The sequence below is a fragment of the Winslowiella toletana genome (genome assembly GCF_032164335.1).
Classification (GTDB): domain Bacteria; phylum Pseudomonadota; class Gammaproteobacteria; order Enterobacterales; family Enterobacteriaceae; genus Erwinia; species Erwinia toletana_A.
The window spans coordinates 201,375-225,678 of record NZ_CP134152.1; the positions used below are offsets into that span (position 1 = coordinate 201,375).

The following is a 24,304-nucleotide window of genomic DNA, read 5'->3' on the forward strand; positions in this document are numbered from 1 at the left end:
CTTTCAGATGGATATTGATATTGCCTCTCTGGTACGAGAATCACTCCGCTCTGGCGGTTGCGATGCTTCGCTGCTCAACAATTTTGATGGCCACTCTACCATTTTGTTAGATTTTGACGATATGCCCGGCATTTTAGTCAGCGTGGTTGATAAACAGGTGGTGCTCTGGTCTCAGCTCTGCGATCACAACGTTCATGTCCTTTCTCAGGTCGCCGACCGGATACTTGAGCTGCTGCTTGAACCGGCAAAATATTCGGTAACCGGTCAGCTGCAGATCGCCAAAGAAGATAATGCGACGGTATTGAAGTGTGTGCTGGAAGAGAGTTGCCTGAATGAAGCCATGTTCGGTGATGCACTCGAAACCTTTTATCTGAGCCTGCGCAAATATTGTGAGGTATTGCGCTAATGCCATGGCCGACACTGGTGCGCTATCAGGCGCATCCTGTGCGTGTCACCGGCCCGATCCTTGAAGCCCGGCTGAAGGGGGTCACGATTGGCGAAGTGTGTAATGTGCTGAGAAGTGACAGCGACAAAACGCTGGTCGCCAGAGCGCAGGTGCTCGGTTTTGAAAGAGATTCAACCATACTCAGCCTGATTGGCTCGGCCGAGGGCTTGTCACGCGACATGGTGATCAGTCCTACCGGTCACGGTTTGATGATGGAAGTGTCAGCCATGCTGGCTGGTGCGGTTCTCACTCCTTCAGGCAAGGTGTCTGAGCGTTTCTCGCCCGCGGCTGAAGGCGCGTTGGTAGAGAGCCGCCCGGTCAATGCGCCACCGCCGGCCTGGGATCAGCGCTGTGGCATCAGCGAGCTGTTAGTCACCGGCATTCGGGCGATAGACGGCCTGCTGACCTGCGGCATTGGGCAAAGAATGGGTATTTTCGCCGCCGCCGGATGTGGCAAAACGACCCTGATGCAGATGCTGATCAACAATGCGGATGCGGAGATATTTGTCGTGGCGTTGATTGGCGAGCGTGGCCGCGAAGTGACGGAGTTTGTCGAGGCATTGCGGCAAATGGATCGAAGATCACGCTGTGTGGTGGTGTACGCCACTTCTGACTATCCGGCGCTGGACCGCGCCAATGCGGCATCGGTGGCGATGACTATCGCCGAATATTTCCGTGACTGCGGGCTGAACGTTCTGCTGTTTCTTGATTCGATAACGCGTTATGCCCGCGCGCTGCGCGACGTGGCATTGGCTGCCGGTGAACCGCCGGCGCGTCGTGGCTATCCGGCCTCGGTATTCGAAAAACTTCCCGCCCTGCTGGAAAGGCCCGGCAAAACGCAGCGTGGCAGTATCAGCGCCTTTTTTACCATCCTGTTGGAAAATGAGGAGGAGTCCGATCCGGTCGCGGAAGAGATTCGCTCGATCCTTGACGGCCATATCTGGCTGAGTCGCAAACTTGCCAGTAAAAATCATTACCCGGCTATTGATGTATTGCGCAGCGTCAGTCGTGTCTGCCAGCGAGTGACCAGCGATAGTCACCAGGCTCACGCCAGTAACCTGCGTAATTTGCTCGCCAGAATGGAGGAATTGCAGGTGCTGGTCGACTTCGGCGAGTACCAGCCGGGTGTGAACCCTGACAATGATATGACCTTTAACGCCAGCGCTGAAATTCAACGCTTTCTCTGTCAGCCAGTAGAGCAGCAATGCGCGCTTGCCGACACGCTAATAAGGATGCAATACCTTGTTAAATAACATTCCAGTTGTTATTCGTCGGATTGAACAGCGCACGGTAAGCAAAGAGAGTGCGCTGCAACAAGTCCAGCTCACTATTCATCACATCCAGTCAGAAATTACCGCCGGCGACCAACAACGCGATCTGCTGCTCAGGCACCTGTCCTCACTGATTATTGCCGGTAATACCAGCCTTGAAGCCATTCTGGATAACAAAGCGCGGCAGGGATCGCTGCAACGCAAAGTTGCGGAAATGGAGCTGATGCTGGCGGATAAACATCATCAACTGCAACAGCAGTGCCAGCAGCACGCCAGCCTGAAAGCCGAACGCATTCAGATGCAGCGCAAGTCAGAAAAATTGACTGCTCATTTGCGACAGCGTCAAAAGCAGCAGCTGCAATGCAGACAGCGTCAGCACGAGACCGAAACCGAGGAGCAGCTGAATTGGCAAAGATAACCGGACCCGTTTCCCCCCACTTTACCCAGGCAGGCAGCAGCAGTGATGCCGGTTACCCCACCGAGCTGGACGAACGGCTGAAAAAAGCGAAAAAGGAGCAGGGTGCAGAGGCGATGCCACCGATCGGCCTGATACCGCCACTGCTCCGGATGTTTTCGGAACCGCCGCCTGCCGTAACGGATTTTGCCCGGTATACGGCACTGACGGTTAAAGCCGACTATCAGGTGGGTAATTGGCAACATCCTCCGCGATACGCGACGGCAACGGCTCAAACTACGACGCTGGCGGCTGAGCCGTTGACCGAGGACAGATCGCTGCCGCAGAGCGCCGCTACCAAATCTTTCACGACGCCCAGCCGTGACACGCCATCAATGCCCCGCGGCAGTCGCCCGCTTTCGGCAGCACATAATAGCCACCGCTCTGTTGTGCGTGAGAGTCTGACGCCGCCGGGTAGTGCAGTCGCACTCAGTGATAACACGCCAGCGGATCGCCCACTGGATAAATCACGCCGCGAAGAAAACAGTGCCGCCCCGTTGCCTGCCTTGCCGCCACCGCTGCCAGGCGATGGGGAAGCGGTAGCAAAAAGTCGACCCGTCGCGGCAAAAAGTGAATCGCATCAGCTTTTCGCACAGGCTTCTGTCCGGCCAGCTAAATCAGCGCCGTCAGCCGAGGGACAAAATAAAATCAGCTACTCCTTTAGCTCATGGGGCAGAGAACACCGGGTAGTGCTGACCACCGTGCGTGACAGCAGCCAACAGCTGGCGGTGATGATGACTCCCTCTGATGCGCTGGTCAGCCACCGTTTACAGTATGCCATCAGCGCCCACCCGCCGGTTACGGCAATTGCCCTGCGAGAAGAGCGAGGTGATGGGCAGCAGCAGCGTGATAAGCAGCAATCGATGGTGGATGAGGAATGAAAGCGCTGGCGATACGACGTTACGATGCGCAATCCAGCGCGTTGAAGCTGTTTTTTCGCTATCTGGAAATGCATCACCAGCCCGTGCTGATGACCACGCCGCCGCCCGGAGCGGTGCTTGCCAGGGCAACGGCACAAATAACCGGCGTTGAATTGCTGGTCGATGTGCGGGCCTGGTTTGGTAAAAGTCTGCCGGAAAAAAGCGGATTACGAGCCGATTTGATCACGCCTGATGAAATCAGGGATCTCTTTCACTACAGCGGCGCGCTGCTTACGCTGCATTTGCCGGGCGAAGCTGAAGAGCCACTGACGGTGTTGGCACCTGTCGCGGTGGAAGAGTATCGCGATAAAGCGATGCCGAGGGTTAACACCAGCTGCGGTCCTGGTTGGCTCACGGCAGTGAACACCCATTATCGGAGCCATATATGCCAGGTGTTACCGTCGCTACTGCATGGCACGATTCCATTCCATCTGGACTTAATGCTTGGCAGCAGTGCGCTGAGTTATCGCCACCTGAAAAAGTTACAGCCGGGCGATGTGCTGCTGGTGAATCAGCTACTGGAGACGGTAGTGACAGGCAACAGGACGTTAGCTAAATACCGGCAACAGGAGGACTATTTAATGCTGGAAGATATCTACGACGACGAGGAACAACACGAGCATTATCAGCCGCTGCACCCGCACCAGAATCTTCAGGCGCAGCGTATTGGCATCAATAATATACCGGTGCAACTCACCTTTATTATTAATCAAATGACCCTGACGCTGGATGAATTATCGGTTCTGCATATCGGTGATGTGATAGCCGTGGGAACCGAAGGGGAAAACAGTATCACTATTTGTGCCAATGGATCGCTGTTGGCAAAGGGTGAGTTGGTGATGGCTGATGAACGGCTGGGAGTAGAAATTCAGACGCTGTGTCATGAGGCACAGTATGGAAAATGATATTTCGCTGATTGCCGTGCTGGCTCTCTCATCACTGGCTCCATTTCTGATTGCCTGTGGCACCAGCTATATCAAATTTTCCATCGTGTTTGTGATGGTCAGAAACGCCATTGGATTACAGCAAATTCCCTCCAATATTACCCTGAATGGTATCGCCTTTGTGTTGTCGGTATTTGTCATGATGCCGGTAATGAAAGAGGGATATAACCATTTCAAACAGCAGCCGATCGATTTAAGCAGTGCCGAAGCAATCGAATCCTGGATCGACAGTGGTTTTGATGGCTATAAGGCTTACCTGCGTAAGTATGCCGATCGAGATTTAGCGGCGTTCTTTGAGCAAGCCCAGCGACAGCGTGATGGCGAGCCAGACGATGCTGAAAATCCGCCCGAACCCTCTTTGTTTGCCCTGCTGCCGGCTTACGCCTTAACCGAAATAAAAGATGCTTTTAAAATCGGTTTCTACATTTATCTGCCCTTTGTGGTTATCGACTTATTGATCTCCAGCATCCTGCTGACGCTGGGCATGATGATGATGAGTCCGGTGACTATATCCGTGCCGATCAAGCTGCTGCTGTTTGTGGTGATGGATGGCTGGACATTGATTTCAAAGGGTTTACTTAATCAGTATCTGGATCTTAGCGCCTCAGGGGCAACTTTCTGATGGATGAAGTGATTCTGGCAGGAAATAAAGCCATCTGGCTGGTACTGATTTTGTCTGCCGTGCCGGTAGTGGTGGCAACCGTCATTGGTTTACTGGTCGGGCTGTTTCAGACGGTAACGCAATTACAGGAACAAACCCTGCCTTTTGGCATCAAGCTGCTGGGTGTCTGTATCTGTTTATTTTTATTATCCGGATGGTATGGCGAAACATTATTAGCCTACGGTAAGGAAGTGATTTATTTCGCACTAAAACGATAATGGAAAACATACAAACCGAGCTCTATTTTGAGTTAAATAACTGGCTTTTTATGGTGCTGTTAAGCTCAGCGCGTCTGTTCCCGGCATTTATGCTGTTGCCTTATCTCAGCAATTCAACGCTTACCGGATTATTTAAGTTTCCATTGGCATTTTTGCTGGGTGCTTCGCTGTGGGATGCGCAGGGAGTGCTGATATATCAACTCGGCGTGCTGGAATTTAGTGCTTTAATGATCAAAGAAATCGTCATCGGGCTAATTATTGCCATCTTTATTTGCCTGCCTTTCTGGACCCTGCATGCGGCAGGTAGCCTGATAGATAACCAGCGTGGAGCGACGCTGAGCAGCACGCTAAATCCGCTGAGTGGCATTGATACCTCTGAACTGGCGAATTTATTCAATCTGATCGCCGTGGTGATTATTCTGGAGGCAGGGGGAATGCTGACCTTTCTGCAGGTAATGCAGCAGAGTTATCAGCTGTGGCCGCCATTGTCGGCGGCGATGCCCGGCTGGGAGAATGTGATTAGATTTCTCGGTGAATTGATGAAGCATGCCGTCAGGCTCTCTGCGCCAGTGATCTCCATCTTTCTGATTACTGAACTTTTTCTTGGCCTGTTGGCGCGCTATACCCCCCAGATGAATGCTTTCTCCATGGCGTTAACCGTCAAAACTCTCATCGGGTTTATGGTGCTGTTGCTCTATTTTTCTCCAGTACTGCCCTCTGAGGTAATCGGACTGGAAAAGATCTTTTTTCCACTTAGCTGACTTAAGCTGCGGAGGCCGGGAGAACACCAGCATGGCGGGCAATAAAACTGAAAAGCCGACCGACAAAAAAAAGCGTGATGCGGCCAAAAAAGGACAGACATTTAAAGGCAAGGATTTAGTCACCACCTGCCTGACGCTGGTCGGAGTCGAGATGGTGCTCAATTTCACCTCTCTGCGCGAGTTTTCAGACATTCTGCACAGCATTGTTGCGCGTCAGTACGACTACTCATTGCAGGGATATATTCTGCAATGCGTCTGGTTTGGCATAAAAATATTACTGCCAATTGCCATAATTTGCATTGCCGCCTCGCTGTTACCGGGCCTGCTGCAGACCGGTATGCAGCTGGCGACTAAGGCATTAAAACTAAACCTTTCGGCAATTAATCCTCTTAAGGGTATTAAAAAAATATTTAACCTGAGAACGTTAAAGGATCTGCTTAAGTCAGTGCTTTACCTCGGCTGCTTTGTGCTGGCGACTCTGTTCTTCTGGCAAGAAAATCGCGCACTGATTATCAGTCTGGTCTGGTCAGAGCCGGGTGTCATGCTGAAAGTGTGGGGGCAGCTGGTACATTCACTGCTGGTGATCTTTATTGCCTGTATTTTCATTATTATTCTTATCGACTGCGTGGCAGAGTATTTGCTGTATATCAAAGATCTGAAAATGGACAAGAAAGAAGTTGATAATGAAACCAAAGAGATTAATGGTAATCCCGAGATAAAGAAAAAAAGAAAGGCTCTTAATCAGGAGTTACTTTCTGAAGAATTCAAAAAAGACATCAAAAAATCCAGTGTTGTTATCGCCAACCCTAAACATATTGCGATAGGAATCTATCGTAATCTGGCGATTACACCCATACCGTTTATTTCATTCATTGAAAAGAATCAGCGTGCTCTCGCGGTACGTCGCTATGCGGAACAAGTCGGTGTGCCGGTGGTTGAAAATATTCCGCTGGCAAGAGAGCTGTTTCGTACCCATAAAAAACATGCGTTTGTTAGCCTGAAAATGTTTACCGAAGTGATGGATATTCTTTTTTGGCTTGAGCAGGTTGAGAACAACTGGATGGCTGAACACGCCGAAAATAATCCGTCAGAAACCGTTGTCGATGAATCTACATCCGCTTCACAAGGCACAGAAAACCCTGCTGCTGATGAGCGTTCTTTGTGAGTAAAAAAAATACAACTTTGTTCTAATAACACCATTCATCATGGATGGTTTAACTAAGGAAGAGAGATGACTCAGGAAAACGAGAAAATCCATGAAGCTGAAATGTGTTCCATGCTAATGGAGTATGTTCAGCAAGGTATATTACTGAAGGACTTACAGGGTATCCCGGATGATACCATGGAAGATATTTATGCCCATGCTCACCATTTTTATTATCAGGGGCGTCTGGATGAGGCAGAACATTATTTTAGTCTGCTCTGCATGTATGATTTAAATAACCCGGATTATTTTATTGGACTGGGAGCCGTAAATCAGTTGCAGAAGAAGTACCAGAAAGCCTGCGATCTCTATTCTCTGGCGTATATTTTCTCGAAAGACGATTACAGCCCGGTATTTTATAGCGGCCAATGTCAGCTACTGATGGGAGATGTGATTAAAGCTCTGCAATGTTTTGAAGTAGTGATAAAAAAATGTCCGAATGAACATCTGGTAAAAAAAGCTCAGGTTTATTTTGAAACCATCAAAAAAAATCGAAAGATGCTAAATAAAGATAAAGAAACCACCGAGTCTGCTAAGGAGAGTTAGTCATGTCTAATCTGACAGATTTATCAATAAATGGAACATTTGCTAATTTTTACAGCAATAATCTTCATCAGAAAAATAACGATCTTGCTGCAGCTGGCAGAGTTGCTAACCGCTTTAACGATATTAACAAGGTATCTGAAGCAAATGCTCGCTTTATTCATGATATTGCCGAGCAAGTGATCGAGGACAACGTTGATAATGGCACGGACAGTAATCGCGTGCTGCGCAACGTGGCGTCAACGTCAAAGTTCGATAAAGAGAGCAATATTCTGCTTCGCTTGTCCGCAACGGATGAAAACCATGCTGTAGAGGCGACTAACCCTGCATCTGAGCAAAGCAGCGCAGAAGAGTTACGTAAAAAACGGCGCGAAGTGATTTCAAGTCTGCTCAATCGCGCAGCTAAGCATCAAAAGCAAGCAACCGAGCTCTCGCAAGCCATGGATAGGGCTACCGGGCAGTTGCAGGCCGCAACCCTTGAGCTGGATGCGGCAATCGGCTCGCTGGATAACAACACTGCCATATTAAAAGAGCTCAAGCAGCAACATACTGCCTTACAGGGTGAGCTGGGCGAACTGTCGCTGGAGAGCGGAGAGAAGAACGCGCCACGCTATATTGCGCTTAAACAGAAAATTGAGCAGGCCAAAAATGCCATTAATTCCGCCTCACAGACGGTAATTGCCGCTGAAGCGGAGATGCTAAAAAAACTGGATATGTCACAGGCGCTGATTATTCAGCATGGCGATTTAATCAGGCAACTGACGATATTGAGCTGTAACACTGCTGGCGTAGTGGTGAGTAATCATCAGCAGTTAATTACCGAGGAGAAGAAGAATTTATCGTTTCAGGCGATGGTGACTTTGCGCATGGCGCAGATGCAGAGCATTGTTCATGAAAACAATCTGAATAAATTGAAAAACGACCGGGAATTAAGTGCAAAGCTGATGGAAGCGACGCGCACCAGCCTGACAGAAAAAGCTCGACAATTTGATGAGCAACAGGCAAAGGCGAGAGAAGCTGCTGAAAAGATGAGTAAGTGCACCAAAATTTTTGGTGGCATCGCGACGGCACTGGGAGCCATGACCATGGTGTTTGGCGGTGCAGGCGCACCACTGATGGCACTGGGCCTTGGTTTGCTGGTCGCGGATACCGTTACTGAAAAATTGTTCGGTTTTTCAATTACTGAGAAGGTGATGGGTCCGTTAATGGATCATGTCTTTATGCCATTGATGAATGCCATCAAAGATGTGGTCAGCGATATTTTCGATCACACCCCCATAGGCGCGCTGCTGAATTATATCGATCAAAAAACCGGTGCCAATATGATGAACACTATCCACACCGCGGTGGCGGCAGCGGCTACGGTGGCGATTATTGTGGCTGCGGCTTTTATCCTGAAAAGTGCCGGCAAAGTGCTGTACAAAACCCTCGGTAAATCGCTGGCGAGGGCCGTGGGGTCCTATGTTAAAACGGCGATTAAATCGGCACTGGAACAGATGCCGAAGCTGTTAAAAAATGCCGTTAAATCGATTAAAAATTTCGCACAGCAGACCAAACAAATGCTGGATGAGCTGGCAACAAAATCACTGGAAAAACTGCATTTCTCTCCTGCTAACCGGATAGTGGCCGGGCGGATCGCCACTATCGCGGGCGAAGTTGTCACCCTCGGTGATACAACCAACAGACTGGCTAATAGCATTATTATTGGCCAGCATAATAAACAGGCCCACGATGCTTTGGCTAATTATCAAATCAGTCGTGAGCTGTTGGATCATTTGACGAAAAAACTTAACGCCCTGCTGGAAACATTGAAGAAAGATGATGCAGAAACTAAGTCGCGCGGCGAAAAAATCAGCGAATTAATTCAATCCAGTCATCAGGCCAGAGTCTCTATCGTAAGAGCTATCTAAGGATAAATTTATGGAAAGGTTAACTTCATTGACTTCCTGCTGGCAAACGACAGTGGCGGAGAATGGTTTGTCGGAAATATCGCTTAAGCCAGCAGTAAAAACATCGGCAACATTGCCGGTTAGCTTAACCGAATTGATGAGCAATATCAGTTTCATCACGGCTTTTGAAATGCTGGCAGAGTTGCGTCCGCCGCTGAGAGAAAGACGGGACAATCTCAGTGCGCTGCTTGGTACTTTTCTTAACAATATATTGGAAGTAATCGAAACGGATACCCCAACAGATAAGCCACAATCCGGAAAGACAGATTGGTCCAACTACAATAACTGGTCATCGCGAATGGTGAATATGCTGGATCAACTGGTGGAAATATTAGTGTTGCTCTCGAAGGCAGATAATGAACTCAGGGCAGCTAATACCATCAATCAATTTAAAGCATCGTTCGCCAGCGCTGAAAAGACCAAACTGGCAGGAGAAGATAGTTTACTTGGAGCAATTAACTCAGGAATGTTCGGTCTGGCCTTTGCGGGTGCTGGCACCTGGAAAACGGTAAAGAGCACCGCGCTACATATGAAAACTGAAGCCTCAGTGGTGTCTGATAAAGGAAAGTTACATGACTCAGTTCGCGATAATAAGGCACTGATCATCGATAAAACGGCCTCAATGAAAAAGCTGGAAACTGCCAGTATAAGCAGTAGCAAAAAACAGCATGCTATAGACGAAGAGATCAAAACGTTAAACATCCAGAACGATGCCATTAAGGCGAAACTTTCAGCCAATGAGCGAGAAATACAAAAAGCCGGTGCTGACGGCGATAGTCTTTCCGTTACCGGTTTAACCAGAGAAGGTGACGAACTGAATGCGCGGCTGAAAGAGAATACAAAGATCATAACGGCGAAGGAAGCAGAAATAAAACAGCTGGTCAGGATGGATATTGAGCGTAATAAGCAGAGGGAAGCACTGGAGAAAGAGATTCACAAACTTAATGCCAGCAATGATGAAATTCATGTTCAGCTGGAGAAGCTTAACCACGATCTCAGTACGTCACAGCACAAGTTACAAAAATTGCAGGCTGAAAGTGCATTGCTAATTCAGATGCAACGCCCAGTTTCTGCTATCGCTGAGGCAGAAGGACAGCGACAGGCTGCCGCTAACAGCGCGCAGGCAAAGTTACTTGAAGAGAATTCACGCGTTTTTCAACAGACGGCCGCAACGGAAGAGGATCACAAACGCAAAGCTGATGCTCTTAAAGAGATGATTATTAAAATCGTGGGCGATCTGATAAACGCCAATAATGCGCGAATAAGCACCACCATTAGTTTGCTGACGGTGCGTGCCTGACCATGCGTGGTAATAGCTTCCTTTTAAAGTGAGATAACGATGACATTTAATATCAGTTCATTACCCACCCTCCAAAACTTCCTGCCTCTGGCCGCTGCAAAGCAGCCGGTTGAAGATAACCCTTCGCTGGTGCGGGATGAGCCACAAGTGGGTATCACCCGCACGTCAGCTGACGTTAGCGCCGAGCAGGCCTGGCTGGCATTTCGTCGCTATCTGACACCGTTACAAGATAAACTTTCCCGTGGCGATGCGGATTGGTTGGTCAATGCTGAAGGTGCTAATGAAGAGCTTGAGTACCATCTTCTTCGGCTGACGATGCAGGAGAGGAATACGGCTGGCGACACGCCACCGCCCGGTGAGGTGATCAGTGGCAATGATTTAATCGATAAGCATCTGGAAACCATCGGCGAGATGGAAACTGAATATTTGCAGGTATTTCTGCACGCGTTCGATCAGATGAGTGCATTTTATAAAGCTTTTGTTGAGCTCAAAGCAACGCTGTCGAGTCATCTGCTGCCCAGTGATAAAGAGGGGCAGATACTCTTCCAGGCACATAATTTTGCTCAAAAGGTGCAGGAGCTGATCAATAAATTCAGTGGCACGAATGGGCAGCTTTTCCCGCAGCCTGATGCCGACGGGAAGTACGGCACCACCACGGAAGATATCGCAAAAAAATGGATAGCAAATTTGGGGCTACCAGCTGACTGCCTGAAAGGTGATGAAAAAAGTGGCTTCTGGGTACAGATCGATTTGAAACCCTTAAACAACATCGTTCAGACCCTGCTTAACTTACAGGGAAGCCGTAATTACGGAGCCATTATCCTTAATGCTGCGATTTATAATGCATGGGAAAGCGGATTTAACTCACATGCTGAAGGTTTTCAGACCCTCGCGAACCTTTTAACGCAAAAAATGACCAACGCCAACTCTGCATTCGACCAGCGAGTGCTGATACTGAGCAAGTTCACCGAGCAGGAGGCTCAGTCCAGAATGATGGTTATACAAAATCTTAAGTAAGGGGCGGCAGCGATGATTCGCAGTGGAGACGTTACTGATGATGAGCTTGCACAGCTGACGATGGCACGTCGGCAGCATATTAAACAGATTATTGCCCGTTGCAGCGATTGCGACAGTCAGTTAATCACTGACTCATCGTTACTGGCGATGGATCTCTATATTGACTCTCTGATTTTGACCGACATCGTTTATGAAGCCGAATCTGCTTTTAGTATCGCTATTACAGAAAGTGAGATGGCGATAGTTGAAGATGTCACTGATTTTTATCGACTGGTAGAAAGTAAATTAGCGAGGACAGAATCCTAATTTCAGAGAAAGTTTATTTTTGCAGGTTAACTATGATGAATTTGATAAAAGTTGAATTTAACGCGTAATGTTTTTCATGTTTCATTCGGTCAATGTAATTCGAATTGGTTTAAGTTATATCTGAATAATAACAATGACGTAAGGTTGAAATTATAGCCTTAAAATCAACTGAATTGTTGCGAAATGCTCTCGATTAAAGTCACTATCAACCTTGACGTCAGGAAAATTAGCGGCGAAAGATTAGATGGAAATTCATCATTATTCTGTCAAGTATCGATAATTTTGACATGGTAACCTGGCGTCATAATCTTAAGGACGTTTGGTAAGCAACGGATGATGGGAATGTATAATGACGATGTGAGACATCACTATGTGATACGTTTCATGAATACATTGCTGATGGGATGCGAATACGTTATCAGTGAGGAAAGAACCACTTATATCGTTGCTGACCGCCATACCCTTGAGTCTGAACAACAGCATACCGACGATCCTGCCACTATTTATGTGCTGGATGACAGGATCAATACCCGGTTCGTTATCCTGTTTACCGCCGCGATGTCGCAGCCGCAGCTGATAACAGAGAACGAAAGCCAGGCTACAACGAGTTCGGTTAACTTTCATCAACTGATAAACGTCGACGATGTTCACTTTGTGTTGCGGCCGGAGCACAGCGAGTGGCAACAGCCAGTAGATGAAGTCAGTAGCACGCAGGAGGTCAGCTCCAGCATCGCTTCTGCACCAGCCAAAGCGCCACGCAAGCCGTGGAGAAAAATGCTGTTGCTGCCGTTAGTGTTGATGGGTTTGATCGGATTGAGTGCTTTCTGTCTTCTGTACCCGCGTGAAGAAGATGAGATAATTTCTGTTAACCTGGCGTTAGGAGGAGAATCGCAAGAGCTTAACAGCTTTATGGGCGGTGATGGCCGAGTGTATATTTTTGCGCGTACGACAAAAAGCAGTAACCGCGCTTTGCAATCGCTGATTAAGAACAATATTAGTAGTGATGTCACCGTTCTTTCCGCTAAAAAAGAACAAGAGAAAATTTTCCGGGAGATAATGGCACGCTGGCCACAGGTTAAGTTTCATGACGTACGTTTTGATGACCCCGCTAAACCTGAAATCATTCTGAGCCAGGAGCGGGCAAAACTGATGACGAAATCCCAACTGGAGAGTATCTCGGCGGAGCTTTCGTTATTATTTACCTGGGCTCATACCTTCAGATTTAGTTATCTCAGCGATCGCAGCATTGCTGATAATGCTGAACAGGGGATACTGAGTATTACGCCTTTTTTCAATAAAAGAAATAACATTGATAGCGTCACGTTTTCAGTCGTGGGAAATCTTAATGATAGCGAGCTCAACGCAATTAAGAATTTTATCAATGATTTCAGAAGTCAGTGGAGTAGTGGATATATTCAGTTTGATATCAAGCTGGAAGAGGATCGGCTAAAAGGTAAGTCTTATCGATATGGTGCGGGTGGTTATATTAAAATAGCTGCCGAGCAATGGTATTTTCCCGAGAAAATTTAATGGAGTAAACTTATGTCTGGTAATAATGAAGTTACCGAATCCTGGAAAGGATTTCTGACCGAGATGTCAGCAGAGTTCGATGAAAAAGTGGCAAGTTTAAACCTGGAGCTGCAAGCAGCATTGGAAGAGTTTAAAAAGGACTCATCCGATCCAAAGATTCTGGCAAAATATCAATCACTGGCATCAGACTATCAGGTATATCGGCAAACGCAATCGGGAGTGGTAAAAAGCTACAAGGATGTCGCAACCTCGATTATTGCTAACTTCAGATAAGATCTGAGTTTCTGGAATGAATCATGCTAACTATCGCCCTTGAAAAAACCGGAATGACGCAAAATTTGAGTAATGATATGGCAACCGAGTCACTTGAAGGATTACTCAGGCAAGCCTATACCCAGCATGTTGCAGTGGAATATCAGGATAAAATGGCCGTGCTGACCAGTGCTAACGATCCGGTTAAATCAACAGATATTGATGAAATATATCAGTATCAGCTAAAAACATCAGAATATAATATTAAAATTTCGCTTTACTCAATTTTGACAAGAAAAGCAGTCACGGCTGTCGATACGTTAATTCGTGCTTAATTATGAGGATGCTAAAAGTGACTTTACTTGCCACATTGCTGCTTATAAGTGGATGTAAAGAAGAAGCCTTGCTAAATGGTCTGAATCAAAACCAGGCTAATGAAGTTGTCGCACTGTTGCAGAAAAATAATATCGAAGCCAGAAAACGAAATATTGCCAAGTCCGGATACAGTGTCTATGTTGGTTTACGAGATTTTTCGGCAGCGGTAGACCTGACAACGATATATGATTTACCATCAAAACCACGGGTGGAAATAGCAGAGATGTTTCCGAGTGATGCATTGATCTCTTCGCCTCGTGCTGAAGTGGCGAGGATTTATTCTGCCATTGAGCAGCGGCTAGAGCAGACGCTTAACCAGATAAGTGGTGTTGTCTCATCGCGCGTCCATGTCAGTTATGATATCAGTAACACAGATGCAGAGAAAAAAGGCAAACCAATGCATTTAGCTGTTTTATTACGTTATGACACCGCTAATAACGCGCCAGCAAATTTGATTGCCGATGCAACTCGGTTATTAAAGAACAGTTTTTCGAATGTTGATTATGATAACATTTCGGTGGTGATGACGCCGGCACCGGATGCGTATCAACTGCCTCCGGTACAGACGAAAAAAGATAACGTACAATTTAAGATGGTAGGGTTATTTTTAGGCGTGATTTTAACGATGTTCATCATTGTTTATATTTTAGATAAAAATGGTCTAGTCAGAAAAATCAAGATAAATAAGAAAGTGTAGTGTACTATGAAATATTCTATTTGCTCTGAAAGAATTATTTCTGATCCAGTGTCATGGATTCACTCTTCAAGAACTGGATTACCGGATTTATGCTGTGAAGGTATTCCTCGTGGAATTATTAATAAAACATTAGTACGTCAGTTTTCACTTGATGAAATTCACCGTCTTGAGAGTGGCGTGGGTATCATTCAGGTGGTTGTCGATAACTGGTATCTGTTGCGTGAGGCCGCATGGAGTATGGCTTGTCAGCGATATCGGGCATGGATTTTACAAAATAAGGCTCAGGATTTTCTGACGCCAAAAGCGCGATCTTTTATGATGCTCAACATTGTACCGGCTGGTTTACCTCGCAAAGAAAAAGTTGAGGAAATAAAAATATGGCAACTGGCTTATGCAGAACTGACGCCTCTTAATGCCTTATTACCTGACGCGCTAATCAAACGCATCAGATTATTGTTTCCTGAAGGCATAAGTGATGTTTCAGTGGAAAGACAGTCAGAGTTTGATTCTGTTTTGTTTTTGATGGCGGTTCAGCATGCAAAAAAATTTACAGTCACACTTTGAACTGGCGGCGATTGAGGATACATTACTCACCCGTGACTATCTTGCTGCCAGAAAACGAACGAATAATATTGATGCTGTAGCCAGAGAACAAGCGAAGAAAATTATCAATCAGGCATGGCAACAAAGTGACGAAATAAAAAAGGAATCTTTTAGCCAAGGCTTCGAGGCTGGGTTTATTCACTGCATTAGTAATATTGTCGCCCATTTTAATGCGATAAATCAAGAGCAAAAGAGACTCGAATCGGTACTTGCAGAAAGAATCATCTCCATGTTGCAGGCAACATTCAGAGATAATGATTTATTTCTGAGTATCGTTATCGACTGGTATGAAAGAAATAAAATATCGGGACATGATGAGATATTGCTGACTATGCCGCTGGGCCATAAAAAATTGGCAGCACAACTCTGTGAACGATTACGACCTCAGATCTTGATTGAGCCAAAAGTTGCGTTCCATGCTTATGATTTTTACCAGGTGAAAACAGGCGATCAGATTATTGAATTTAACTCAGAGGAATTTACATCCGCTCTTATTAAACATCTGGTTTACGAAAATGATGATATTCGCAACAGAATTAGTAACATAAGCGCCAGTTCGCGTGAACTGCTTAAATCTCTTTTACTATAATAATACGGAAAAAAATGGATATTCTAATCAGTAATCTAACCAGTCATATTGATGTAATGGAAGATCTGCCGGTCAGCACTCCAGAGCAGACGATTATGGATTTGATGATGCAAGGAATGATAGACCGCTGGCGCAGTGAAATTCTGTTATCGGAAGGTGGAGTAAGCGAAGAGAGTAAAATCGAGTGGTAGTCGGTAATAAATTTTTTATTAACTGGTTAATATTGACTCTGCTGCTGATTCTCACGGCAGGCTGCGGGATAGCTAATCCTTCAGCAATGGCCGATCGCAACAAGGGGGAGTGCGTTGATATCTCACCTGAAACTGTCGGTACCATTACGGCTGAAAGACACTATGAATATATGATCAACTGTATCAGAATGAAGCATTATGCGAATGCTTCATCACATTATGCTATTGCTGGGGTACAAACCTGGCGCGATTATTTGGCCAGTCCAGGGGCTGCCAGTAAACAGCGTCATCAGACTGAACTGCGTAAACAGTTAGGCAAGTTAAATGATAAAGAAAGGAAAGTTTTCTGGGATAAACTTAATGTCACACTGCGTGATGATGAAAAATTACAACAACTTTGTCAGCTGCTGGAAATATCAGAGAGTAATCATCGCTCTAAAATTCTTTGGCACAAGGCGAAAAATGGTTATCTGCACTGTGAGCCAGCAACGGTATTCTGAATCCTGCATAATAGTCAGAGAAGTTACCTGAAAATATTTCTCTGCTTCCCTTCTTAAAATTCGATAAATTTACTACTTTTTATACTTCAATAATATTATATTTTGAATATATTAAGATTGTTCTTGATTGGCACCCCCATAAATCGATAATCACCGTATGATTTCACATTTTAACTGATGCCGTTATGTTATCTTTTTTACAGTCGAGCATCTGTATATCACGTCATCTTCTTAAGAAGAGTGTATATAACAGTTGATAACATTTGTTAGAAAAATTTGTTTAACAAAAAATGGATAAATTGACATGGAAAATTATCGTTTCAGTGACTTTACACTTTGCGGTGATCAAGTACTGTATCACAAAGACAGGATTGTCACTGTTCCCCCCAAGGAAATGGCTGTATTGCTATTATTGGTTAAACATGCGGGAGAGGTGATTACTAAAGATCATATCATTCGGGAGGTGTGGAAAGGTGGTGAGGTATCAGATGAATCTCTCTCACGCTGTATTTATGTGTTGAGGAAATTATTGGGAGAAAGTTCGACATATCGTTATATTAATACGGTCTATGGCAAAGGTTATCTTTTTGTCATGAATGTGACCAGGGTAACGCGGCAGTCAGCTAAAGAGCCTCCTGAGCAGAAAGATACGCTGGCTATCTTCCCCTTTGTCATGCAGGACAAAACGTTGTCGATGATAATCTTTGATTTTATCATTAATCATAGTGCTATTTTCGAAGAAAAAGGTTTTCGCTTTTTACCGGCGGCATTAACGGTCAACAGCAATAATCTGACAGATAGCTTTAATAATTTAAGAGCGACCGGGGTACGCTATTTTCTTACCGGGATAGAACTCAAAACTGGCTCAGATACGGTGATAAAAGTTGAGCTGATTGACAGTGCTTTACTGACGGTAGTTTTTCGTGATTCAGTGGTGCTTTCTGACGATAACTCACTTAATCTGGTCAGGTTTAATAATATTATTTCTCTACTTTTGCATAAAATATCACATTGTGAAAAGAAAGAGTTTGCTAAAGCTTTAGTTTCAGCCAATAACAAACTCTGTCAGATAAAAAATAATTATAATAATTATTCTTTCTTTTTGTTTGAGTCGTACAAAAACGTCGACTCACACTCTTTGCTGCTTGATAACTACGATACTGTGACCCTGTGCCACCTTGCCGGGTGCTACTTTTCACTGGCCAGTTTGGGACTGATGAAGTATGAAAAAGCTGAGGAGATAATCAACGTTATCACTGATAAAGTGCTGGTCGAGGAGCCTTGCAATGCCCTTGCTATTTCGATGAAAACCCTTATTTGCCGCGATAATTACACTAAGCAGAAAGAGTCAGATTTTCAACTGGCAATTATTCTTTCGCCCTTAAGCGCCGAGGTCTATTACTACTACTCCTGCTGTTTGGTTCAGAATCAGGAATATGATAAAGCTCAGATTATGACGGGTGTCGCACTTTCTCTGAATCCTGATTTCTTCGCAGCTAAAATTTTGTATGCAGTGATTCTGACTCTGAGTGGAGATGCCGCTGCTGCTATTGCCTATGCGACTGAAATGAAAGGTCGCGATAGTTCATGCGACATCATTATTAATTGCCTGCTGGCGATTCTTTTTTCTCGTACAGAGCAGATGGATAAAGCGGTAGCCTGCATACTTGAAGTGCAGCATTACCGCGATTCTTGTGCCTTTGTCGGCTGTTGCTATGCTGCGGTGATGGTCAAGCAGGGAGGCGATACGCTAAAAACGCTTAAGCGTTTACAGAATATGCCACAAAAATCGCTGCCTAAAAAATCTGTCTACTGGATGCCATTATTCGACTGAATGAGTTCTTGCTGTTATTGATTAACTCATAGCCACTCTGTCGTCTCCTCCTGCAAATTGATTTTCTTAACGGCTGTTAATTTGCAGGGGCTTTTTTATCAACATTTTCTTGTTGCTGCTCCACCTCTTAATTAAAACTGAGCGAAATATGATAGCTCAATGACTTTATTAAATATAAAATTATATTCAATAAAATAATTCAAGAGGAGTTTTATATCTACTAAATGATAAATTAATATTTATTGTTAACAATAGTCGGCTGCTTTCCGCTAACAATAAGAAAGGAAGCTGTCTATTGAGGTTATAAATCGGGAGCTTTTTATGTCAATTATCGATTCTTTTAGTACCGCAGTGGTGCAGAGTTCGCCTGTTAGCTCTGACCATCCTGCGATATCGCAGTTAGCGATTAATCTAACCTCTGCAAAGAATGAACAGATCAATTTAAAACCTTTACTCCTGTCCACCGTTGCCTCCGGTTCTGCGCTCAGTACTCATCCTGCTACCGATCCACCCGTTCCAACCGGCAGCCGTTTTTACCAGGCAGTGGTCGATATAAAAAACTTTATCCAGAACTGGGGGCCTAATCATCTGATACTGCAATGTGGTCCACAAATCAAGCACCCCGCAACCGGCATCGATTTTAAATTCACTCCTACCCTGGTATTAGCAAGCGATCATGTGGAAGGTTATCTTTGGCATACCGAAGTGGGAACGGTAATTCCAATGGGTTCTGACTATGTTAATGGCTATGCTCTGGGCGTTAATCAACAGGGCATTGAATTCAATTGGTGTGATCGAACTCTCACTTATAACCGGCAACAGCTGGGAAGAGTGGAGCTGGATATTCCTTACGGTAAATCCGGTTTGCAGTTTACTGTGGCGGTAGAGCTGGGAATGACCAGTAAAACCCGAACGCTGTTCAGATCATTGCAACATGCGGTACAGGATACGATTACCCAGGTACCGGCTGCGACTTTGTTGCTGACTCGTGCTTATCATCAGCTGGGGATTATTGGTTCGATTATTGGCTTACTGTCCATTCCTTCTGTCATGGATAAAATCGTGGAATGGGCAATTCCCGGTGGTAACGAACGGGATAATTATCTCTGGTTCGGCTTATCTATTGGCTATGCGGATTATAATGGTAACGTAGCGCCCAATCTAAATGAGTATGATGATCCGTCGTTGCCTGGGGTTAATATACTGGCCACTTCTTATCTGCGTCATGGGGAAGCGATGAGTTATGACTTCCAGACCAAAAAAGTCACCCTTCCCTATGGGATACGTAAGATATTGGGGAATTCTTATCAGTCATCCGCTGATTTTATCAAGAATGCTTTACATAGCCGCGATCTTCTTAGTCGGGACCTCGTTCAATCGCATAAAAACGGAAAGATTACCGCTGAGGTGAAAGATTTTATTATCGATATTGCCGATGAAATAATTTTAAAGGCGAGTAGTGGTGTTGAAGTTCGGCAGAATATTCAATCCAAAGCGGAAATTGATGAGATTGATAATGCTTTCTCATTTATAGAAGATGAAGTGATTAAATTCGAAATTAATCAATTTTCAGTGGAGAAAATCGCACAAGAAATCGCGAGGCGTAAGCAGTGTTACGTCGTATTGAATAAAGAAGGTGAGGTGAGGATAGTGATCGACAGAAATGGCAATCATACAGAAGAAAGTCTTATTGAATCCGGATTTGGTGTCATCGTTATCGGTGCGGATAGTATTGTCGAAATGACATCCAGCCTTATTGTAAATGAATTCGCCATGACCAAAGGTTACAGTAACTATGATTTACTTAATACGTTAGAAATTGCCGTTAACTGATTAAACTGGTTATTAAATAATAACTTCACCCTTCGCTAATGTGGGCCGACGAGTGATACTAAATCATCCCTGTATTACAGGCTATGCATCGACGCATAGCCTGTTGGGTGACACCGGATGGCTTAACGCATGGTGACAAATTCTTCCGAACCAGTCGGATGGATAGCAACGGTATTGTCGAAGTCTTTCTTGGTTGCGCCCATTTTCAGCGCTACCGCGAAGCCCTGCAACATTTCATCCATACCATAACCAATACCGTGAATGCCGACGATCTTTTCGTCTTTGCCGACGCACACCAGCTTCATACGGCAAGGCTGGCGATGCTGAGTCACCGCGGTGTACATGGCGGTAAACGACGATTTATAAACTTTGACTTCGTCGTCGCCATACTGTTCACGCGCTTGCGGTTCACTCAGGCCGACAGTACCAATCGGTGGATGGCTGAATACCACGGTTGGCACATTGCTGTAATCCAGGTGCTCATCTGGCTTGTTATTAAACAGGCGCTCTGACAGACGACGACCAGCAGCAACGGCGACCGGTGTGAGCTCTACTGCGCCGGTGTTATCACCTACCGCATAGATCCCTTTGACGTTGGTATTCTGGAACTTATCGACGTTGATATAGCCTTTATCATTCAGCGCCACGCCAGTCACTTGCAGATTGAGGTTATCGGTCGCAGGCTCACGGCCAATCGCCCATACCAGACAATCAACGGTATGCTGTTTGCCATTTTCCAGCGTCAGCGTCAGGCTGCCATCGGCATTTTTCACAATCGCTTGCGGGATCGATTCGGTATGCAACGCCGGGCCTTCGGCGTTCATCACTTCGACCAGCGTATCCACAATCAGCGGATCAAAACTACGTAGTGGTGCGTGTTTACGCACGAACAGATGGGTTTCAGAACCCAGCGCGTTAAGCACACCGGCAATTTCTACCGCGATATAACCGGCACCCACTACCGCAGTGCGTTTTGGCAGAGCATCCAGCTCAAAGAAGCCATCGGAGTCGATACCGTGTTCCGCACCCGGAATATTCGGATGACTTGGGCGGCCACCGGTGGCGATTAGAATATGGTCTGCTGTAATGGTTTCACCGTTTACTTCCACGGTGTGCGCGTCAACAAAACGGGCAAAACCTTTAATCACATCGACCTTGTTTTTGCCTAATACGTTGTCGTATGAGGCATGAATGCGGTCGATATAGGCGCTGCGGTTTTTAACCAGGATATCCCAGTTAAACTGGTTAACGGTGGTATCAAAACCATAATCCGGGCCATATTGATGGATAGCTTCGGCGATCTGAGCAGCGTGCCACATCACTTTCTTCGGCACGCAACCCACGTTGACGCAGGTGCCACCAAGATCTTTTGCTTCGATCAGCGCACATTTCTGTCCGTACATGGCCGCGCGGTTAATGGAGGCGATTCCGCCGCTGCCGCCACCGATTGCAAGGTAATCATAATGTCTGGTCATCGAATCTGTTCCATAAGTTGAGTAGGAAATTGCCATAGAGTGTAACGCCACTCGCCGTATTGCCGCAAAGTTTGCGTCTATGGTTGTGATAGGGTAGGAATTAACTGGCTTAATATAGCCGATTCGATCTGCTGATTTAATGAGTAAAACTGGAATCATTACATGGAACTGCTTTTCCTCGGCACCTGTGCCGGTACTCCCAGCCGGGAGCGAAATGTCACTTCAATCGCGCTGACGCTGGGCAACAGTGGCAGCGGAGGTTACTGGCTATTTGACTGCGGTGAGGGCACGCAGCATCAGATGATGCGCAGCCCGTTAAAGCCGGGGAAAATGGAAAAAATCTTTATCACTCACCTGCATGGCGATCATATTTTTGGTTTGCCGGGTCTACTGACCAGCCGTTCAATGGGCGGCGTAACTGAGCCTTTGACCATTTATGGCCCGGTGGGGATTAAGGCTTTTGTCGACACCACGCTGAGCCTCAGCGCTTCTTATGTCACTTTTCCGCTGGAGATTATCGAGATTAGCGCCGGAGAAGTGTGTGATGACGGCCAGATACGTGTTACTGCATGGCCGATGTCACATGTGATTGAGTGTTATGGATACCGTATTGAACAACATGATAAACCGGGTGTGCTGGATGCCGCGCGTTTAAAAGCGGATGGTATTCCGGCTGGCAACTGGTTCCAGCGCCTGAAGCGTGGCGAAACCGTGGTGCTGGAAGACGGGCGCCAAGTTTGCGGATGGGATTATCTTGGTCCCTCAATTAAAGGTAAATCGCTGGCGATATTCGGTGATACTGGGCCAACGCCGGTAGCCAGCGAACTGGCGGCAAATGTTGATGTGATGGTGCATGAAACCACCCTGGAGGCTTCGATGGCGGAAAAAGCCAACGGACGCGGTCATTCGACTACCGTTCAGGCAGCAAACGCGGCAAAACTGGCGGGGGCGAAGCGGCTGATTGCTACGCATTTCAGTGCACGCTACGGCTTTGCCGACAGTGAAAGGTTGCTGGCAGAGTGCCGGGCGATTTTTCCTGCCACTGAGCTGGCGAGAGATTTTGCGGTGTTTAAAGTGTAACGGTTAGCGGCCAATCCGTTTATCTGGTTGATCCATAAGGTTCAAACCGGCTGAGCGGATTAGGGAAAGATAGTTTTAGCCCGCTCTTCAGGATCTTGCTTGTTAAAATGCCGATCTTTGGGATAGTACTGTCAGTCTCGGTTATAATCGACGTTTATTTTACATTACTGTTCATAAGGCATTCGAACTTGTAAAATTGTTGTGGCGTCTTATATAACGGTCTGGTACATGGCGGGTTCGTCCTGTTAAACACTCCCGGCTTAACCCCAGCCCAGTGCCTTATCGGCGAGGTGATCAACCCGCGCCAGCGGGCTACAGAATTCATTCGGATCGTAAAGCTGGGATATTTTAAACATACACCTGACTTATTATTAAATTAAGTGTCACTAATATTTCCAGCTTCAAATATCAACCTCTATTTCAATATTTTGAAAAGACCAGTTTTAATACCTGATTTAAAGAAATCCTCCAGCTCAGAAATGGTTATTTCTACAGGGGATTCAACTATACTTACTTCAGCAGGCCAACTGCCTGGCAAGTCAAGAACAAAAAAATAACAGTCAAATCCCAAGCCAACTCTTCCTTTTAAAAATTTGAATAACTTATCTCTAACTCTTTGAGCAACAGATACTAACCGTGTCGGTTTATTAAAAATATAAAATAATGTTGCATCCATTCTGGAGGATAAAATACTGCTCTCAACGTTAGCTCCTTTATACATAACAGACACCGTGCCTTCTGAAATCTCACCATCAATGGAGTAAACGTTAATATCCTTACACTGATCATGGTGCGTTCCATTTTTAGAACGTTGTTCAAAATATAATATAAAATAGCTCATTTAATCTTGCCCATAAAAAATATGCCCGTGGTTACTAAGATGTTGATTTGGATGCGCATGAGGTAATCGGCCTGCTGTTGATCCTGTTAATGGATTAACGTGAGGTGCATGCATCATGGGTTTACCGTGTTCAACAGCTCTGGCAATAGCTCTTGCTTCTTGTTTTGTAGAAACTAAAACATCTTCCCCATTACGTACACGCCTTATCACTTCCACCGGCAATTGCGGCGGAGCGACCGTTGATAAATACGTCTGGCGAGCCGCTACGAATGGTGCCCCTTTTACGCACTCTGCCCCTGCCGTTCTCACTCATTTCGCTACGTGCAGACTCGGCGGCCTCAACGGCCAGATAGCCAACCGCCAGGCTGGCGGCAACCAGTAGTGCTCCGGCTGCAATGCCACCGGCTGTTGCGATCAGGCCACCGACCAGTGTGCCAGCCAGCATCCCAGCCAGCGCATCTGAGTGGCCGATATCGTCCCCGATACGTGCTGCTTCATACATAGCAACAAT

The 24,304-nt window shown here is 46.0% G+C and carries 28 protein-coding genes; 25 read left to right on the forward strand and 3 right to left on the reverse strand.

What is annotated here, in order from left to right; all coding sequences use genetic code 11:
• The first annotated feature begins 7 nt into the window (after positions 1-7).
• From RIN69_RS00875 to RIN69_RS00990, 24 genes are all read left to right on the forward strand, one after another.
• Positions 8-406 carry an InvB/SpaK family type III secretion system chaperone gene (locus RIN69_RS00875; RefSeq protein WP_313854936.1) on the forward strand — a complete coding sequence of 133 codons (399 nt, stop codon included), beginning with the start codon at positions 8-10 and terminating at the stop codon, positions 404-406.
• Positions 406-1,698, forward strand: a complete 1,293-nt coding sequence (gene sctN, locus RIN69_RS00880; RefSeq protein ID WP_313854937.1) for a type III secretion system ATPase SctN — start codon at positions 406-408, stop codon at positions 1,696-1,698. The genes RIN69_RS00875 and sctN overlap by 1 nt, the downstream gene beginning before the upstream one ends.
• Positions 1,688-2,134: a hypothetical protein gene (locus tag RIN69_RS00885; protein WP_313854938.1), complete on the forward strand. Its 447-nt coding sequence runs from the start codon at positions 1,688-1,690 to the stop codon at positions 2,132-2,134. The genes sctN and RIN69_RS00885 overlap by 11 nt, the downstream gene beginning before the upstream one ends.
• Positions 2,122-3,051: a SpaN/EivJ family type III secretion system needle length determinant gene (locus RIN69_RS00890; protein WP_313854939.1), complete on the forward strand. Its 930-nt coding sequence runs from the start codon at positions 2,122-2,124 to the stop codon at positions 3,049-3,051. Before RIN69_RS00885 ends, RIN69_RS00890 begins: the two co-directional genes overlap by 13 nt.
• Positions 3,048-3,995 (forward strand): FliM/FliN family flagellar motor switch protein, encoded by a 948-nt coding sequence (locus RIN69_RS00895; RefSeq protein WP_313854941.1) that lies wholly within the window; start codon positions 3,048-3,050, stop codon positions 3,993-3,995. Before RIN69_RS00890 ends, RIN69_RS00895 begins: the two co-directional genes overlap by 4 nt.
• Positions 3,985-4,656 (forward strand): EscR/YscR/HrcR family type III secretion system export apparatus protein, encoded by a 672-nt coding sequence (locus RIN69_RS00900; RefSeq protein WP_313854942.1) that lies wholly within the window; start codon positions 3,985-3,987, stop codon positions 4,654-4,656. Before RIN69_RS00895 ends, RIN69_RS00900 begins: the two co-directional genes overlap by 11 nt.
• Positions 4,656-4,913 (forward strand): EscS/YscS/HrcS family type III secretion system export apparatus protein, encoded by a 258-nt coding sequence (locus RIN69_RS00905; protein ID WP_313854944.1) that lies wholly within the window; start codon positions 4,656-4,658, stop codon positions 4,911-4,913. Before RIN69_RS00900 ends, RIN69_RS00905 begins: the two co-directional genes overlap by 1 nt.
• Positions 4,913-5,674 (forward strand): type III secretion system export apparatus subunit SctT, encoded by a 762-nt coding sequence (sctT, locus tag RIN69_RS00910; RefSeq protein ID WP_313854945.1) that lies wholly within the window; start codon positions 4,913-4,915, stop codon positions 5,672-5,674. Before RIN69_RS00905 ends, sctT begins: the two co-directional genes overlap by 1 nt.
• 31 nt (positions 5,675-5,705) lie before the next feature.
• A complete protein-coding gene (locus tag RIN69_RS00915) occupies positions 5,706-6,839 on the forward strand; it encodes an EscU/YscU/HrcU family type III secretion system export apparatus switch protein (RefSeq protein ID WP_313854947.1) in 1,134 nt (377 codons plus the stop codon).
• A 66-nt stretch (positions 6,840-6,905) separates the two neighbouring features.
• Positions 6,906-7,424 carry a type III secretion system translocator chaperone SicA gene (sicA, locus tag RIN69_RS00920; RefSeq protein ID WP_313854949.1) on the forward strand — a complete coding sequence of 173 codons (519 nt, stop codon included), beginning with the start codon at positions 6,906-6,908 and terminating at the stop codon, positions 7,422-7,424.
• 2 nt (positions 7,425-7,426) lie between these two features.
• On the forward strand, positions 7,427-9,331 hold the full coding sequence (sctE, locus tag RIN69_RS00925; RefSeq protein WP_313854951.1) for a type III secretion system translocon subunit SctE: 1,905 nt from the start codon (positions 7,427-7,429) through the stop codon (positions 9,329-9,331).
• A gap of 10 nt (positions 9,332-9,341) precedes the next feature.
• A complete protein-coding gene (locus RIN69_RS00930) occupies positions 9,342-10,670 on the forward strand; it encodes a hypothetical protein (RefSeq protein ID WP_313854952.1) in 1,329 nt (442 codons plus the stop codon).
• Between the two features lie 39 nt (positions 10,671-10,709).
• Positions 10,710-11,687, forward strand: coding sequence for an IpaD/SipD/SspD family type III secretion system needle tip protein (locus tag RIN69_RS00935; protein WP_313854953.1), 978 nt, complete (start codon positions 10,710-10,712; stop codon positions 11,685-11,687).
• Positions 11,688-11,699: 12 nt separating this feature from the next.
• Positions 11,700-11,993, forward strand: a complete 294-nt coding sequence (locus RIN69_RS00940; RefSeq protein ID WP_313854954.1) for an acyl carrier protein — start codon at positions 11,700-11,702, stop codon at positions 11,991-11,993.
• A 342-nt stretch (positions 11,994-12,335) separates the two neighbouring features.
• On the forward strand, positions 12,336-13,523 hold the full coding sequence (locus tag RIN69_RS00945; RefSeq protein WP_313854955.1) for a PrgH/EprH family type III secretion apparatus protein: 1,188 nt from the start codon (positions 12,336-12,338) through the stop codon (positions 13,521-13,523).
• A 12-nt stretch (positions 13,524-13,535) separates the two neighbouring features.
• On the forward strand, positions 13,536-13,796 hold the full coding sequence (sctF, locus tag RIN69_RS00950; protein WP_313854956.1) for a type III secretion system needle filament subunit SctF: 261 nt from the start codon (positions 13,536-13,538) through the stop codon (positions 13,794-13,796).
• A gap of 23 nt (positions 13,797-13,819) precedes the next feature.
• Positions 13,820-14,110: a type III secretion system inner rod subunit SctI gene (gene sctI / locus RIN69_RS00955; RefSeq protein WP_313854957.1), complete on the forward strand. Its 291-nt coding sequence runs from the start codon at positions 13,820-13,822 to the stop codon at positions 14,108-14,110.
• 17 nt (positions 14,111-14,127) lie between these two features.
• Positions 14,128-14,847: a type III secretion system inner membrane ring lipoprotein SctJ gene (gene sctJ / locus RIN69_RS00960; RefSeq protein ID WP_313854958.1), complete on the forward strand. Its 720-nt coding sequence runs from the start codon at positions 14,128-14,130 to the stop codon at positions 14,845-14,847.
• Between the two features lie 6 nt (positions 14,848-14,853).
• A complete protein-coding gene (locus tag RIN69_RS00965; RefSeq protein ID WP_313854960.1) occupies positions 14,854-15,411 on the forward strand; it encodes a hypothetical protein in 558 nt (185 codons plus the stop codon).
• On the forward strand, positions 15,383-16,039 hold the full coding sequence (locus RIN69_RS00970; protein WP_313854961.1) for a hypothetical protein: 657 nt from the start codon (positions 15,383-15,385) through the stop codon (positions 16,037-16,039). The genes RIN69_RS00965 and RIN69_RS00970 overlap by 29 nt, the downstream gene beginning before the upstream one ends.
• Positions 16,040-16,053: 14 nt before the next feature.
• Positions 16,054-16,230: a hypothetical protein gene (locus RIN69_RS00975; protein ID WP_313854962.1), complete on the forward strand. Its 177-nt coding sequence runs from the start codon at positions 16,054-16,056 to the stop codon at positions 16,228-16,230.
• Positions 16,224-16,730: a hypothetical protein gene (locus RIN69_RS00980; RefSeq protein WP_313854963.1), complete on the forward strand. Its 507-nt coding sequence runs from the start codon at positions 16,224-16,226 to the stop codon at positions 16,728-16,730. The genes RIN69_RS00975 and RIN69_RS00980 overlap by 7 nt, the downstream gene beginning before the upstream one ends.
• 304 nt (positions 16,731-17,034) lie before the next feature.
• Positions 17,035-18,564: a winged helix-turn-helix domain-containing protein gene (locus RIN69_RS00985; RefSeq protein WP_313854965.1), complete on the forward strand. Its 1,530-nt coding sequence runs from the start codon at positions 17,035-17,037 to the stop codon at positions 18,562-18,564.
• A gap of 321 nt (positions 18,565-18,885) precedes the next feature.
• Entirely contained in the window at positions 18,886-20,397 is a 1,512-nt protein-coding gene (locus tag RIN69_RS00990) for a hypothetical protein (RefSeq protein WP_313854967.1), read from the forward strand.
• A 122-nt stretch (positions 20,398-20,519) separates the two neighbouring features.
• Here RIN69_RS00990 and gorA read toward each other — a convergent pair whose 3' ends face one another.
• Positions 20,520-21,872 (reverse strand): glutathione-disulfide reductase, encoded by a 1,353-nt coding sequence (gene gorA / locus RIN69_RS00995; protein WP_313854968.1) that lies wholly within the window; start codon positions 21,870-21,872, stop codon positions 20,520-20,522.
• 162 nt (positions 21,873-22,034) lie between these two features.
• Between gorA and rnz the strand changes: the two genes are divergently transcribed.
• Entirely contained in the window at positions 22,035-22,952 is a 918-nt protein-coding gene (rnz, locus tag RIN69_RS01000; RefSeq protein WP_313854969.1) for a ribonuclease Z, read from the forward strand.
• A 415-nt stretch (positions 22,953-23,367) separates the two neighbouring features.
• Here the strand turns inward: rnz and RIN69_RS01005 are convergent, their stop codons facing one another.
• Positions 23,368-23,793, reverse strand: a complete 426-nt coding sequence (locus RIN69_RS01005; protein ID WP_313854971.1) for a hypothetical protein — start codon at positions 23,791-23,793, stop codon at positions 23,368-23,370.
• 190 nt (positions 23,794-23,983) lie between these two features.
• A complete protein-coding gene (locus tag RIN69_RS01010) occupies positions 23,984-24,295 on the reverse strand; it encodes a PAAR domain-containing protein (RefSeq protein WP_313854972.1) in 312 nt (103 codons plus the stop codon).
• Positions 24,296-24,304 lie beyond the last annotated feature (9 nt).

What these genes read in the sequence shown, in the direction of transcription:
- RIN69_RS00875 (WP_313854936.1), top strand. Translation starts at nt 8, where the DNA reads ATGGATATTGATATTGCCTCTCTGGTACGAGAATCACTCCGCTCTGGC.
- sctN (WP_313854937.1), top strand. Translation starts at nt 406, where the DNA reads ATGCCATGGCCGACACTGGTGCGCTATCAGGCGCATCCTGTGCGTGTC.
- RIN69_RS00895 (WP_313854941.1), top strand. Translation starts at nt 3,048, where the DNA reads ATGAAAGCGCTGGCGATACGACGTTACGATGCGCAATCCAGCGCGTTG.
- RIN69_RS00900 (WP_313854942.1), top strand. Translation starts at nt 3,985, where the DNA reads ATGGAAAATGATATTTCGCTGATTGCCGTGCTGGCTCTCTCATCACTG.
- RIN69_RS00905 (WP_313854944.1), top strand. Translation starts at nt 4,656, where the DNA reads ATGGATGAAGTGATTCTGGCAGGAAATAAAGCCATCTGGCTGGTACTG.
- sctT (WP_313854945.1), top strand. Translation starts at nt 4,913, where the DNA reads ATGGAAAACATACAAACCGAGCTCTATTTTGAGTTAAATAACTGGCTT.
- RIN69_RS00915 (WP_313854947.1), top strand. Translation starts at nt 5,706, where the DNA reads ATGGCGGGCAATAAAACTGAAAAGCCGACCGACAAAAAAAAGCGTGAT.
- sicA (WP_313854949.1), top strand. Translation starts at nt 6,906, where the DNA reads ATGACTCAGGAAAACGAGAAAATCCATGAAGCTGAAATGTGTTCCATG.
- sctE (WP_313854951.1), top strand. Translation starts at nt 7,427, where the DNA reads ATGTCTAATCTGACAGATTTATCAATAAATGGAACATTTGCTAATTTT.
- RIN69_RS00930 (WP_313854952.1), top strand. Translation starts at nt 9,342, where the DNA reads ATGGAAAGGTTAACTTCATTGACTTCCTGCTGGCAAACGACAGTGGCG.
- RIN69_RS00935 (WP_313854953.1), top strand. Translation starts at nt 10,710, where the DNA reads ATGACATTTAATATCAGTTCATTACCCACCCTCCAAAACTTCCTGCCT.
- RIN69_RS00940 (WP_313854954.1), top strand. Translation starts at nt 11,700, where the DNA reads ATGATTCGCAGTGGAGACGTTACTGATGATGAGCTTGCACAGCTGACG.
- RIN69_RS00945 (WP_313854955.1), top strand. Translation starts at nt 12,336, where the DNA reads ATGTATAATGACGATGTGAGACATCACTATGTGATACGTTTCATGAAT.
- sctF (WP_313854956.1), top strand. Translation starts at nt 13,536, where the DNA reads ATGTCTGGTAATAATGAAGTTACCGAATCCTGGAAAGGATTTCTGACC.
- sctI (WP_313854957.1), top strand. Translation starts at nt 13,820, where the DNA reads ATGCTAACTATCGCCCTTGAAAAAACCGGAATGACGCAAAATTTGAGT.
- RIN69_RS00965 (WP_313854960.1), top strand. Translation starts at nt 14,854, where the DNA reads ATGAAATATTCTATTTGCTCTGAAAGAATTATTTCTGATCCAGTGTCA.
- RIN69_RS00970 (WP_313854961.1), top strand. Translation starts at nt 15,383, where the DNA reads ATGCAAAAAAATTTACAGTCACACTTTGAACTGGCGGCGATTGAGGAT.
- RIN69_RS00975 (WP_313854962.1), top strand. Translation starts at nt 16,054, where the DNA reads ATGGATATTCTAATCAGTAATCTAACCAGTCATATTGATGTAATGGAA.
- RIN69_RS00985 (WP_313854965.1), top strand. Translation starts at nt 17,035, where the DNA reads ATGGAAAATTATCGTTTCAGTGACTTTACACTTTGCGGTGATCAAGTA.
- RIN69_RS00990 (WP_313854967.1), top strand. Translation starts at nt 18,886, where the DNA reads ATGTCAATTATCGATTCTTTTAGTACCGCAGTGGTGCAGAGTTCGCCT.
- gorA (WP_313854968.1), bottom strand. Translation starts at nt 21,872, where the DNA reads ATGACCAGACATTATGATTACCTTGCAATCGGTGGCGGCAGCGGCGGA.
- rnz (WP_313854969.1), top strand. Translation starts at nt 22,035, where the DNA reads ATGGAACTGCTTTTCCTCGGCACCTGTGCCGGTACTCCCAGCCGGGAG.
- RIN69_RS01005 (WP_313854971.1), bottom strand. Translation starts at nt 23,793, where the DNA reads ATGAGCTATTTTATATTATATTTTGAACAACGTTCTAAAAATGGAACG.
- RIN69_RS01010 (WP_313854972.1), bottom strand. Translation starts at nt 24,295, where the DNA reads ATGTATGAAGCAGCACGTATCGGGGACGATATCGGCCACTCAGATGCG.